This window comes from Streptomyces sp. ADI96-02 (genome assembly GCF_003846185.1).
Taxonomy (GTDB): Bacteria; Actinomycetota; Actinomycetes; order Streptomycetales; family Streptomycetaceae; genus Streptomyces.
In genome coordinates, this window is record NZ_ML123034.1 from 3,698,273 (window position 1) to 3,710,789 (window position 12,517).

12 protein-coding genes are annotated in these 12,517 nt (G+C 75.5%); 7 read left to right on the forward strand and 5 right to left on the reverse strand.

Going from position 1 to position 12,517, the window contains the following annotated elements:
• Window positions 1–55: 55 nt before the first annotated feature.
• Both EES43_RS16265 and EES43_RS16270 read left to right on the forward strand, forming a co-directional pair.
• Window positions 56–424 carry a hypothetical protein gene (locus EES43_RS16265; protein WP_124269387.1) on the forward strand — a complete coding sequence of 123 codons (369 nt, stop codon included), beginning with the start codon at window positions 56–58 and terminating at the stop codon, window positions 422–424.
• Complete coding sequence (locus tag EES43_RS16270) at window positions 421–690, forward strand: DUF4031 domain-containing protein (RefSeq protein ID WP_124269388.1); 270 nt, start codon at window positions 421–423, stop codon at window positions 688–690. Before EES43_RS16265 ends, EES43_RS16270 begins: the two co-directional genes overlap by 4 nt.
• On the opposite strand, the gene EES43_RS16275 is transcribed toward EES43_RS16270, so the two are convergent.
• On the reverse strand, window positions 644–1,870 hold the full coding sequence (locus tag EES43_RS16275; RefSeq protein WP_164493341.1) for a Cmx/CmrA family chloramphenicol efflux MFS transporter: 1,227 nt from the start codon (window positions 1,868–1,870) through the stop codon (window positions 644–646). The genes EES43_RS16270 and EES43_RS16275 overlap by 47 nt on opposite strands.
• Before the next feature lie 160 nt (window positions 1,871–2,030).
• On the reverse strand, window positions 2,031–2,747 hold the full coding sequence (locus tag EES43_RS16280; protein WP_124269390.1) for an HD domain-containing protein: 717 nt from the start codon (window positions 2,745–2,747) through the stop codon (window positions 2,031–2,033).
• Window positions 2,748–2,855: 108 nt separating this feature from the next.
• Here EES43_RS16280 and EES43_RS16285 point away from each other — a divergent pair, with 108 nt between their 5' ends.
• From EES43_RS16285 to EES43_RS16295, 3 genes are read left to right on the forward strand one after another with little or no spacing between them, the layout of a single operon-like run.
• Entirely contained in the window at window positions 2,856–3,608 is a 753-nt protein-coding gene (locus EES43_RS16285) for a LamB/YcsF family protein (RefSeq protein WP_206430190.1), read from the forward strand.
• A complete protein-coding gene (locus EES43_RS16290; RefSeq protein ID WP_124269391.1) occupies window positions 3,605–4,336 on the forward strand; it encodes a 5-oxoprolinase subunit B family protein in 732 nt (243 codons plus the stop codon). Before EES43_RS16285 ends, EES43_RS16290 begins: the two co-directional genes overlap by 4 nt.
• The gene (locus tag EES43_RS16295; RefSeq protein WP_124269392.1) at window positions 4,333–5,208 is read left to right on the forward strand and encodes a 5-oxoprolinase subunit C family protein; all 876 of its coding nucleotides are present in this window, start codon (window positions 4,333–4,335) and stop codon (window positions 5,206–5,208) included. Before EES43_RS16290 ends, EES43_RS16295 begins: the two co-directional genes overlap by 4 nt.
• Window positions 5,209–5,284: 76 nt before the next feature.
• Here the strand turns inward: EES43_RS16295 and EES43_RS16300 are convergent, their stop codons facing one another.
• A complete protein-coding gene (locus EES43_RS16300; protein ID WP_277426087.1) occupies window positions 5,285–7,519 on the reverse strand; it encodes a heavy metal translocating P-type ATPase in 2,235 nt (744 codons plus the stop codon).
• A 395-nt stretch (window positions 7,520–7,914) separates the two neighbouring features.
• Here EES43_RS16300 and EES43_RS16305 point away from each other — a divergent pair, with 395 nt between their 5' ends.
• Window positions 7,915–8,604: a copper homeostasis protein CutC gene (locus EES43_RS16305; RefSeq protein WP_124269393.1), complete on the forward strand. Its 690-nt coding sequence runs from the start codon at window positions 7,915–7,917 to the stop codon at window positions 8,602–8,604.
• Between the two features lie 108 nt (window positions 8,605–8,712).
• On the opposite strand, the gene EES43_RS16310 is transcribed toward EES43_RS16305, so the two are convergent.
• A complete protein-coding gene (locus EES43_RS16310) occupies window positions 8,713–10,788 on the reverse strand; it encodes a HelD family protein (protein WP_124269394.1) in 2,076 nt (691 codons plus the stop codon).
• Between the two features lie 469 nt (window positions 10,789–11,257).
• On the opposite strand from EES43_RS16310, the gene EES43_RS16315 reads away from it, so the two are divergent.
• Entirely contained in the window at window positions 11,258–11,449 is a 192-nt protein-coding gene (locus tag EES43_RS16315) for a hypothetical protein (protein WP_124269395.1), read from the forward strand.
• Window positions 11,450–11,530: 81 nt separating this feature from the next.
• Here the strand turns inward: EES43_RS16315 and EES43_RS31390 are convergent.
• Window positions 11,531–12,517: DEAD/DEAH box helicase (locus EES43_RS31390; RefSeq protein ID WP_241192452.1), on the reverse strand; the 987-nt coding region annotated here is incomplete at its 5' end.

Genomic DNA, 12,517 nt, shown 5'->3' on the forward strand with positions numbered 1-12,517 from the left:
GTCCGCCCCCCGCCCTTTTTTCCGGCGGCCGGGCGCGCGGGCGCACAATGGGGCAATGGAGCCGAACACCCTGGAGCGGTCACTGCACACCGCCCGCGCGCTGGTCATGGCCGATCTCGTCGCGGGCGACGTGGCCCAGGCCGACATCGTCTCGCTCGTCGAGGACGCGGTGACGCACCGGCGCTGGTGGGTGGAGCAGTGGCCCGAGGGAGCGGAGTTCGTCACCGGGCTGATCGCCCAGGACGTGCAGGACGCCCTGCTGGAGCGGTACGGGCGCTGGCCGCTGTGCCCCGCGTGCGGCGGCGACGAGCCGCACGCGCTGGACGTCGAACCCGAGCTGGGGCCGGACCCGCGCTGGGTGTGCGCCAAGGCGGCCGTAGCCGTCGCGCCGGTGGGCGCGCTCGGCCAGGTCCTCGGCCGGTGACCCTCTACATCGACCCGCCCACCTGGCCGGGACACGGCCGGCTCTGGTCGCACCTGGTCAGCGACGTGTCGTTCGAGGAGCTGCACGCCTTCGCCGCCGCCATCGGCTGCCCGCCGCGCGCCTTCGAACGCGACCACTACGACATCCCGCAGGCCCGCTACGCGGACGCGGTGCGGGCCGGGGCGCGGGAGATCGGCTCCAAGGAACTGGTGCGGCGCCTCACGGCCGCCGGGCTCCGGCGGCCGAAGGGGCGGCCTGTGCCGTAGCCGCGCCCCGCGCGATCAGCCGGGAGGGCGCGGGCCCGCCGCGCTGGAGGCGCAGCGACACCGCGACGGCCGCCAGCGCCAGGACCGTCATCGCCGCGCCCGCCCACGCGGTCGCCGCGAAGCCGAGGCCCGCGTCGATCACCGTGCCGCCGAGCCACGGGCCGCTGGTGTTCCCCAGGTTGAACGCCGCCGTCGTGGTGGCGCCGGCCAGCGTCGGGGCCGCCCCCGCCACGTTGAACATCCGGGCGTTGAGCGCCGGCGCGGTGAAGAACGCCGAGAGGCCGAGCAGGAAGGCGAGCACGACGACGGCGGCCCGGCTGGAGGCGAGCAGCGCCAGGGCCGTCAGGAACACCGTCGAGGCGGCGATGCCGCACAGCAGCACCCCGAAGAGATGGGCATCCGCGACCCGGCCGCCGATCGTCGTACCGATCAGCGCGCCGATCCCGAACAGGCCGAGGATCCACGGCACCCAGCCCGCGTCCAGCCCCGCCACGTCCGTCAGCAGCGGCGCCAGGTAGCTGAACGCGCAGAACACGCCGCCCGCGGCGAGCGCCGTGACCACGACGGACAGCCAGACCTGGCGGTCCCGGTAGATCGCCAGTTCCCGCCGCAGCTCGGGCTTCCGTTCCGGCAGCGGAAGGTGCGGGATGCGGGTGAGGACGCCGACCAGCGCCACCGCCGAGGCCGCGCCCACCGCCCAGAACGCCGAGCGCCACCCCAGGTGCTCGCCCAGGAACGCCCCCAGCGGTACGCCCAGCACGTTCGCGATCGACAGCCCGCCGATCATCACGGCCATCGCCCGCGCCCGCGAGTCCACCGGCGCCATCGCGATGGCGACCGCCGCACCGACCGCCCAGAAACCGGCGCAGGCGAGCGCGCTCACCACGCGGGACGCGAAGAGCACTTCATACGTCGGGGCCAGCGCGCCCGCGATCTGACCGAGGCCGAAGACGGAGATGAGGGCGATCAGCGTGGTGCGGCGCGGCAGCCGGAGCGTGGCCACCGCGAGCAGCGGCGCGCCGACCACCATGCCGATGGCGAAGGCGGATATGAGGAGTCCGGCCTGCGGGATCGAGACGTCCATGTCGTCGGCGATGGGCGGCAGCAGGCCGGACAGCATGAACTCGCTGGTGCCGAGGGCGAAGACGGAGAGGCCGAGGATGTAGACGGCGAGGGGCATGGGGGCGCGGCGTGAGGCGGAGTCGGGCATGACAGCACCCAACAGCGGTCACGAGCGTGACATTCCCGCCCCCGTCTCCCGCCGCCGCTCAGCCCGCTCCTCACCCGTCCCTCCAGCCGCCGCTCAGCCGCTCCTCACCCCGCCCTCCTCCCGCCGCCGCTCACGATGTCAGCAGCGCGAGTTCCGTCGTGAGGTTGTGCCGGGCCGGCCGCTCCCACTCGGCCGCCCCGTGCGGGGTGCGGAAGAGCCGGGGCAGCGCCAGGAGTTGCCGCAGCACCGCCGCCCGGCCCTCGCGGAACGCGTCGTCAGGGACGAACCCGTACTCCTCGCGCACCTGCGCCGCGTACGCCGCGTACTCCTGCGGGCTGCCCGCCAGGACCGCGAGGTCGGCGTCGCACAGCACCTCGCCGTTGCGGTCGCCCTCGGCCGGTTCGTGCGTGACGGTGAGCCGGACCAGCCGGGCGGTCTCGGCGGTCACCGCGTCCGGCACTCCCGCCTCGGCCAGCGCGCGCTCGGCGAGGGCCGCGCTGCGCTCCTCGTTCTCCGAGCGGTCGGGCCGGTACACCGCGTCGTGGAACCAGGCGGCGAGGCGCACCGCGTGCACGTCGGCGGCGTGGGCGGCCAGCGTGTCGACGCGGTCCAGTACGGCCGCCAGATGGGCGGTGGTGTGGTAGCGGCGCTGCGGCTCGGCCCACCGGGCGAGGAGGCGGTCGGCGTACGGCAGCGGATCGGGGCCGTCCGCCCCGGCGCGGGCGGCGAGGAGCGTGTCCCGCCAGCGCTCGCGCAGGTCCGCCCCGCGCTCGTCGGCACGCGGTCCGGCGGGGCCGTCCGCCGGAGGGTCGCCCTCGCGCGGTCCGGTGTGCGGGCTGTCCGTCATACGACGACTCTACGGGCCGTCCGGCCGGGGCCGAGCGGCTGACGGGCCCGGCCCCGGACCCACCGGGCCTTGTCCCCCCGCCGAACAGTCACTAGCGTCGCGCCCGTGATGATCGATCTCAACGCGGACCTCGGCGAGGGCTTCGGACGCTGGACCCTGACCGACGACGAGGCGCTGCTCGCCTGCGTCACCAGCGCCAACGTGGCCTGCGGCTTCCACGCGGGCGACCCTTCCGTGATGCGGCGGGTCTGCGACGCGGCGGCGGCGAACGGCGTACGGATCGGGGCCCAGGTCTCCTACCGCGACCTCGCCGGATTCGGCCGCCGCTCGATGGACGTGCCGCCGGCCGAGCTGACCGCCGAGATCGCCTACCAGATCGGCGCCCTGCGGGTGTTCGCCGAGGCCGCCGGCTCCGCCGTCTCGTACGTCAAGCCGCACGGCGCCCTCTACAACCGGGCCGTCCGGGACGACGACCAGGCCGCCGCCGTCGTCGAGGGCGTCCGGCTCGCGGGCGGTGGCCTGCCCGTCCTCGGACTCCCCGGCTCCCGGCTGCTCGCCCGCGCGGCCGAGGCCGGACTGCCCGCCGTCCAGGAGGCGTTCGCCGACCGCGCGTACACCCCGCAGGGCACGCTCGTCCCGCGCGGCGAGCCGGGCGCGGTCGTGCACGACGCCGACGAGGTCGTCCGCCGCAGCGTCGGGCTGGCCGTCGAGGGTGCGGTGACCGGGGCCGACGGCGGCCGGATCGCGGTGGCGGCGCGTTCGCTCTGCGTCCACGGCGACACACCGGGCGCGGCGGCGCTGGCCCGCCGGGTGCGGGGCGCGCTGGAGGAAGCGGGCGTCACCGTGAGGGCGTTCGCGTGAGCGGCCCCGCTCCGGCCCGGCGGCCACCGGAAGCGGACGGCGTACGGGTGCTGCCCGCCGGGCCCCGGGCGCTCCTGGTCGAGCTGGCCGGAGGCGAGGACGCCGAGGCGTTCCACGCCGAACTCCTCCGCCGCCGCGAGGACGGCCGGCTGCCCGCCGTGACCGAGATCGTGCCCGGGGCCCGCACGGTCCTCCTCGACGGCGTCGAGGCCGGGGACCGCGACGGGCTCGCCCGCGACCTGGCCTCCTGGCGGGTGCCGCCGCTGCGGCGCGGGACGGGCGACGCGGTGGAGATCGCCGTCGTGTACGACGGACCCGACCTCGACGAGGTCGCCGCGCTCTGGGGAGTCCGCGCCGAGGAGGTGGCGGCGCTGCACTCCGGTACGGCGTTCCGGGTGGCCTTCTGCGGGTTCACGCCCGGGTTCGGCTACCTCACCGGGCTGCCCGCGCACCTGCACGTGCCCCGGCGCACGACCCCGCGTACGAAGGTCCCGGCCGGGTCGCTGGCGCTGGCCGGGCCGTACACCGGGGTCTATCCGCGCCCGTCGCCCGGCGGCTGGCGGCTCATCGGCCGGGCGGTCGATCCGGCGGCCCTGTGGAACCCGGGCCGGGAGCCGGCCGCCCTGCTGACGCCGGGTGCCGAGGTCCGGTTCGTACCGGTCGCGGGCGGCGCGGGCGGCGCGCACGGCGCGCACGGCTCTTCGGCGGCGGCCGGGGAGCGCGCATGACGCCCCCGCCCCCCGCCCTCCTGCACGTCGTCCGGGCCGGGGCGCTGACCACCGTGCAGGACGCGGGCCGCCCCGGCTGGGCGCATCTCGGGGTCGGCCGGGCCGGGGCACTGGACGCGCCCGCCGCCCGGCTGGCCAACCGGCTGGCGGGCAACGGGCCGGACGCCGCCGTCCTGGAGACCACGCTCACCGGCTGCGCGGTCCGGGCCACCCGGCCCGTGGTGGCCGTCGTCGGCGGGGCCGTCTGCCGGGTCACGGTCGACGGCCGCCCGGCGGCCTGGGGCCTGCCGGTCCGGGTGCCGGCGGGCGCGGTCCTGGAGGCGGGCCCGGCGCTCAGCGGCCTGCGCGGCTACCTGGCGTTCGGGGGCGGCCTGGAGCCCCGACCGGTGCTCGGCAGCCGCTCGGCCGACCTCCTCTCGGGCCTCGGCCCCGCGCCGCTGCGCGACGGCGACACGCTCCCGCTCGGCGCGCCGGCGCACCGCGACGGCCCCCCGTCGCCCGACACCGTGCCGTGGCCCGCCGCCCCGGCCGAACTGGTGCTCCCGGTCCACCTCGGACCCCGCCACACGTGGTTCACCGAGGCCGCCCTGCGGACGCTGCTCACCGCCGGCTACCAGGTCTCCGAGCACAGCAACCGCATCGGCCTGCGCACCGAGGGGCCGTCGCTGGAGCGGGCCCGCACCGGCGAACTGCCCAGCGAGGGCATGGTGCTGGGAGCGGTCCAGGTGCCGCCGGACGGGCGGCCCGTGGTCTTCCTCAACGACCATCCGACGACCGGCGGATACCCGGTCGTCGCCGTCGTGCCGCAGGCGGCGCTCGCGGCGGCGGCGCAGGCCGTGCCGGGAACCCCGCTGCGGTTCGTCCGCGCCTGAGCGGCGGCCCCGGGAGCCGTGAGACCACCCCGCGACCGCCGCCCCGGGCGTCGCCCTCCGGCGACGCCCGTCCGGCTCACCCGGCCTTGAAGCCGCGCAGCCGCAGCGAGTTGCCGACCACGAAGACGGAGGAGAAGGCCATGGCCGCTCCGGCGATCATCGGGTTGAGGAGTCCGGCGGCGGCCAGCGGGAGGGCGGCGACGTTGTAGGCGAAGGCCCAGAAGAGGTTGCCCCGGATCGTGGAGAGGGTGCGGCGGGCGAGGCGGATGGCGTCGGGGGCGGCGTTCAGGTCGCCGCGGACGAGCGTGAGGTCGCTCGCCTCGATCGCCGCGTCCGTACCGGTGCCCATGGCCAGTCCGAGATCGGCCTGGGCGAGGGCGGCGGCGTCGTTGACCCCGTCCCCGACCATGGCGACCGAGCGGCCCTCGGCCTGGAGGCGTTTGACGACGTCGACCTTGTCCTGCGGCATGACCTCCGCGTGGATCTCGTCGATGTCGACCTCGGCGGCGACGGTCCGTGCGACGGCCTGGTTGTCCCCGGTGAGGAGGATCGGGGTCAGGCCGAGGGCGCGCAGGCGGCGGACGGCTTCGGCGCTGGTGTCCTTGACCGCGTCCGCGACCTCCAGCACCGCTCGCGCCTCGCCGTCCCAGGCGACGGCGATCGCGGTGCGCCCTGCGGCCTCGGCGGTGTCCCTCGCCTCGGAGAGGCGGGCGGGGAGGCGGATCTCCCCCTGGGCCAGCAGCCGTTCGCGCCCGACCAGGACCGCGTGCCCCTCGACGACGCCCTGGACGCCGAGGCCGGGCACGTTCGCGAAGTCCTCGGGGACCGGCAGCGGCCCGGCGGCCTCGGCGGCGGAGGCGACGGCCCGCGCGACGGGGTGCTCGGAGGCGTTCTCCAGCGCGCCCGCGAGGCGCAGCACCTCCGCCTCGGTTGCGGACCCGGCGGTGTGCACCGCGTGCAGGGTCATACGGCCGGTGGTCACGGTGCCGGTCTTGTCGAGGACGACGGTGTCGACGCGGCGGGTGGTCTCCAGGACCTCGGGGCCCTTGATGAGGACGCCGAGCTGCGCGCCGCGCCCGGTACCGACCATGAGGGCGGTCGGGGTGGCGAGGCCGAGGGCGCAGGGGCAGGCGATGATGAGGACGGCGACGGCCGCGGTGAACGCGGCGGTCGCGCCCGCCCCGGTGCCGAGCCAGAAGGCCAGGGTGGCGACGGCCAGGGCGATCACGACGGGCACGAAGACGGCGGAGACGCGGTCCGCGAGGCGCTGGGCGGACGCCTTGCCGTTCTGGGCGTCCTCGACCATGCGGGCCATACGGGCGAGCTGGGTGTCGGACCCGATCCGGGTGGCCTCGACGACGAGCCGGCCGCCAGCGTTCAGCGTGGCCCCGGTGACGGTGTCGCCGACGGCGACCTCGGTGGGCACGGACTCGCCGGTGAGCAGCGAGGTGTCCACGGCGGAGGAGCCCTCGACGACCGTACCGTCGGTCGCGATCTTCTCCCCGGGCCGCACCAGGAACCGGTCCCCGACCCGCAACTCGGCTGTGGGGACCGTCGTCCCGACGCCGCCGCGCAGGACGGTGACCTCCTTCGCGCCCAGCTCCAGCAGCGCCCTCAGCGCCGCTCCGGCCTTCCGCTTCGAGCGCGCCTCGAAGTAGCGGCCGGCCAGGATGAACGCCGTCACCCCGGCCGCGGCCTCCAGGTAGATGTTCCCCGCGCCGTCGGTGCGCGCGATCGTCAGCTCGAACGCGTGCGTCATGCCGGTCATACCGGCCGTGCCGAAGAACAGCGCCCACAGCGACCACAGGAACGCCGCCGAGGTGCCGAGCGAGATCAGGGTGTCCATCGTCGCCGCGCCGTGCCGGGCGTTGGTCCACGCGGCGCGGTGGAAGGGCCAGGCCGCGTAGGTCACGACGGGCGCGGCCAGCGTCAGGCTCAGCCACTGCCAGTTGTCGAACTGGAGCGCCGGGATCATCGCCATCGCGATGACCGGCACCGCCAGCACGACGGCCGTGACCAGCCGCTGCCGCAGCGGCGTCAGCTCGTCGGCGTCCCGGGCGTCCCGGGCGCTCCCGCCGGACGTGTCGTCCGCGTCGTCCGCGTCGGGCCGCGCCTCGGGGGAGGGCGGCTCCTCGGCGGTGTACCCGGTGGCCTCGACGGTGGCGATCAGGTCCTGGACGGAGACGTCCTCGCCCCGGTAGGTGACCTTGGCCTTCTCGGTGGCGTAGTTGACGGTCGCCTCGACGCCGTCCATCCGGTTGAGCTTCTTCTCGACGCGGGCCGCGCACGAGGCGCAGGTCATCCCGCCGATCGCGAGCTCGACCGCCGACGTGCCGGAGGCCGGAGCCCCGGCGGCGGGTGCGCCGGTACCGGTCCCGGCGTCGGCGCGGGCGGTGGCTGATTGCGCGGGCACGGGGGCCTCCCGGGAAGCTGGAGCTCTGACAGGATACCCCATCATACCCCTAGGGGGTATCCCGTTCTCTCTTCATGTATACCCCCCACCCCTATCGAACACAAGTGCCTTCCCCGGTCGGCGCGGGCGGTCCCGGGGCCGGCGCGCGGGTGGCCGGCGCCATCGGGCCGGCGGCCCGGGTGCGGGTCGCCGCGATCATGGGATCGGGCGGGGGTGCTGCGCCGCCCGCCGGCCGGCCCGTAGGCTGGCCATTGGACTAGACCTATAGCCGCGTTCTGGAGGAATGGGGACCCATGAGCAACCGTGCAGTCCTGGAGGTGATCGCCCTCGACGCGGAGGACGCGGTCGCTGCCCGGGCGGGTGGCGCAGACCGCCTCGAACTGGTCACCGACATGGCCGCGGACGGCCTGACGCCGTCCCGGGAGACCTTCGCGGCGATCCGGGCGGCCGTGGACATCCCGCTGCGCGTCATGCTCAGGATGGCGGACGGTTTCGACGCCGGCGACCTCGACGTGCTCGCCGGCCAGGCCCGCGCGATGCGGGCGGAGGGCGCGGACGAGTTCGTGCTCGGCTTCCTCGACGGGGACGCCCACCCCGATCTCGCCGCCGTCGAGCGGCTGGTCGCGGAGCTGGACGGCTGCCGCTGGACGTTCCACCGCGCGATCGACCGGGCCGCCGACCGCGAGGCGCTGCGCAGACGGCTCGCGGACCTGCCCGGCCTCGACACCTACCTCACGGCGGGCTCGGCGGCCGGTGTCGACGACGGCATCCCCACCCTCCTCGCCGAGGCCGCCCGCAGCCGTGAACCGGGCTACGAGGCCCAGATGCTGGTGGGCGGCGGCCTGCACCTGCACCATCTGCCGCGGCTGCGGGAGGCGGGCATCGACGCCTTCCACATCGGCGGCGCGGCCCGCCCGGCCGGCTGGTCGGCCCCGGTCGACGCGGCGGCGGTACGGGAGTGGCGCGAGGCCCTGGACGCCTGACCCCGGCCGCCGGAGGGGCGGGGCCGGGGTCCTCGCGAGGCGCCCCGCGCCCCACCTCGGAGCCCGCGCCCCACCTCGGAGCCCGCGCCCCACCTCGGAGCCCGCGCCCTACCCCAGAGCCTTCGGCAGCGGGGCGGCGTGCAGCACGACGAGCCCGGACACCGCACGCGTCAGCGCCACGTACAGCCGGCGCAGCCCCGTCCGCTCGTCCGGCTCGCCCGCCACCACGGCCGCGGGCTCGTCGAGCACCACGTAGTCGTACTCCAGGCCCTTGGCCAGCGACGCGGGCACCAGCGTCAGCCGGGACGCGGCGGTGGTCTCCTCGCCCGGGGAGAGGTACGCGCGGCCCGCCGCCGTCAGCGCCTCCGCCAGCTCCGGAATCCGGGCGTCGGCCGCGATCAACCCGATCGACCCCTCGCGCAGCAGCGACTCCTCGCAGGCCGCCACCACGGCCGCGTCCAGGGCTCCGGCCCCGCCCGCGACCTCCCGTACGGCCAGCGACCCGGGCGACTCGCGGACCGACTCCACGGCGGCCAGCCCCGGCGAGATCTCCGGCAGTAGCCGCGAGGCGTACGCGATGACCTCGCGCGGCACGCGGAAACCGGCCGTCAGCTCTTCGACCACCGCGTCCGCCTTGCCCAGGTGGCGCAGGGCCTCGGCCCAGCTCTCCGTCGACCACGGCGTCGTCCCCTGCGCGAGGTCGCCGAGGACGGTCGCCGAACCGGTGGAGCAGCGCCGCCCCACCGCCCGATACTGCATCGGGGACAGATCCTGCGCCTCGTCGAGCACCACATGGCCGAGCGAGTGCGTCCGGGCGACCAGATCGCGGGCCTCGTCGATCAGCACCGCGTCCGCCGCCGACCACCTCGCCGACCTCACGCTCCGGGCCGGCCTGTCCCACAGGACGTCCTTCCGCTCATCCTCGGTGAGCAGTTCCCCGGCGTGCTCGGCCAGGAACTCCGGTTCGGACAGGAGCCGCAGCACCAGCTTCGCCGGATCGACGGCGGGCCAGACCGCCTTCACCGCCGCCTTCACCGCCCGGTCGCGGGCCACCGCGTTCTGCACCCGGTCGTCCGGAGCCTCGCCCGCCTCCTCCATCCGTACGAGGACGGCGTGCGCGATCCGCTGCGGCAGCGCCTCATGCGCCGCCCCGTACCGCATGTCGCGGGCCAGCAGCTCCTCGACCATCTCCGCGATCTCGTACGCCGGCACCCGCCAGCGGCGCGAGCCGCGCACCACGACGACGGGCTCGGTCGGCGGCGTCACATGCGAGCGGAGCGCCCGGCGCAGCACCTCGGCCATCCGGGCGTCGCCCTTGACCACGGCCGCGGCGGGCCCGTCCGTGCCCCGGATCTCCAGATCGGCCGTCACCAGGTCGTCGACGGTGGCCTGCTTGACCTCCAACTCGCCGAGAGCGGGCAGAACCTGCTCGATGTAGTGGAGGAAGGAACGGTTCGGCCCGATGACGAGCGTGCCGGTGCGGGCCAGCCGCTCGCGGTGCGCGTAAAGGAGGAAGGCGACGCGGTGCAGGCCCACCGCCGTCTTGCCGGTGCCGGGCCCGCCCTGCACGCAGACCGTGCCGCCGAGCCCGCCGCGCACGATCTCGTCCTGCTCGGGCTGGATGGTGGCGACGATGTCGCGCATCGGGCCGACGCGCGGCCGTTCGATCTCCGTCTGGAGAAGCCGGCTGGTGCGGGCCGTCTCGGCCGGATCGGTCAGGTGCTCGTCCTCGTAGGCGGTCAGTTCGCCGGAGGTGTAACCGAAGCGGCGGCGCAGAGCGACGTCCCTCGGGTCGGTCCGGGACGCCTGGTAGTACGGCTGGGAGACCGGTGCGCGCCAGTCGATGACCATCGGGTCGCCGGCCGCGTCGTGCACGTGGCGCCGCCCGATGTAGAAGCGCTCGCCCTCCGCGCCCTCGGCCAGATCGCCGCCGACCCGGTGCAGGTAGTCGAGGCGGCCGAAGAACAGCGGGGTGTGCGAGAGGTCGGCGAGCGCCTTGACGCGGTCGTCGATCTGGGACTGGAGCACGGCGGCGTTGACCCAGTTCGCGGTGACATCGCGGATGTCGAGGGCCTGTACGTCCTCCCGCATCGCGCGCAGGGCGGCGCGCGACGCGGCGAGATGGGCGCGTTCGTGCGCCAGGGGGTCGGTGGTGGAATCGCTCTCTGCTACGTGCGCGGGCACGGTGTCGCCTCCGGCTCTTCAACGCAGGGCGGCGGACCGCGTGCTCCGGCGGCAGGAGGCCGGCGCGGTCCGCTCGGGATGATCGCGTGGGTGTCGGCCGGTTTCCGTCCGGTCGGCGGCGCTCCCCCGGCTGCCGGTACGCGAGGACGCCCGGGGACCGGAGCGCCCGATCGCCGTCGCCGCCGTGATCCGCCGGACGCCTCCGGACCGGTACCACGGTGCGGGAGGCGGGCAGACCGGCGATTCTAGCCACAGCCCGGCGGCCCGGTCGAAGGGGATACGCCGACGGCCTGCGGCGACGGGACACCTCTCCGGTAGGAGGGACCCGAGGGGTACGCCGGACTCCTGGCTGACACCGGAGGCCCACGCGGCCGGGCTCCGGCATGACACCGGAGGCCTACGCGGCCCGCCCCCGGGTTACCTCCGCGGGCCGATGCGTCCGTTCGGGTGACCGGAGCACCATGGAGACATGAGCACAGCCACCGCGAACCCACGCAGGACCGGCCCCGCGCACGGCGCGACCGCGGTCACCGGTCACCACCGACCCCACCGCGTCGGAGACGCGCTGCGCGCCGTGAAGGTCTTCGTGACGACCGCCTTCGGGGTCGTCGTCATGGGGGAGTACGCGGGAGAGCCGGTCGTCGCCCGCCGCACGCGCTGAGCGTCCGGCCGCCGTCCGCACCCGCCCCTTCCGCGCCCCTCGGCTGCCGGCCCGCCCCCCCCGGCCGTCGGCCCGTCTCCCTCAGCTGCCGGCCAGCAGTTCGTCCGCGTCGACGATCCGGTACGCGTATCCCTGCTCGGCCAGGAACCGCTGGCGGTGCGCCGCGAAGTCCTGGTCGATCGTGTCGCGGGCGACCACCGAGTAGAACCGCGCCTCGTGCCCGTCGGCCTTCGGCCGCAGCACCCGGCCCAGCCGCTGGGCCTCCTCCTGCCGCGACCCGAAGGTCCCGGAGACCTGGATGGCGACGGTGGCCTCGGGCAGGTCGATGGAGAAGTTCGCGACCTTCGAGACCACGAGCACGCTGATCTCGCCCCGACGGAACGCGTCGAACAGCTTCTCGCGCTGGGCGTTGCTGGTCTCGCCCTTGATCACGGGGGCGTCCAGGTGCTCGCCGAGCTCGTCGAGCTGGTCGATGTACTGCCCGATGACCAGGGTCTGCTCGCCCTGGTGCTTGCGCACCAGCGCCTCCGTCACCTTCCGCTTCGTCGCGGTGGTGGCGCAGAACCGGTACTTCTCCTCCGCCTCGGCGGTCGCGTAGGCCAGCCGCTCGGCGTCGGTGAGGTTGACCCGCACCTCCACGCAGTCGGCGGGCGCGATGTAGCCCTGCGCCTCGATCTCCTTCCACGGGGCGTCGAAGCGCTTGGGCCCGATCAGCGAGAAGACGTCCGACTCGCGGCCGTCCTCGCGTACCAGCGTGGCGGTGAGCCCGAGCCGGCGGCGGGCCTGGAGGTCGGCGGTGAACTTGAAGACGGGCGCGGGCAGCAGGTGGACCTCGTCGTAGACGACCAGGCCCCAGTCGCGCGAGTCGAACAGCTCCAGGTGCGGGTAGACGCCCTTCCGCCGTGTCGTGAGCACCTGGTAGGTGGCGATGGTGACGGGCCGGATCTCCTTCTTCGTCCCGCTGTACTCGCCGATCTCGTCCTCGGTCAGCGAGGTCCGCTTCACCAGCTCGTGCTTCCACTGCCGGGCGGAGACGGTGTTGGTGACCAGGATCAGGGTGGTCGCCTT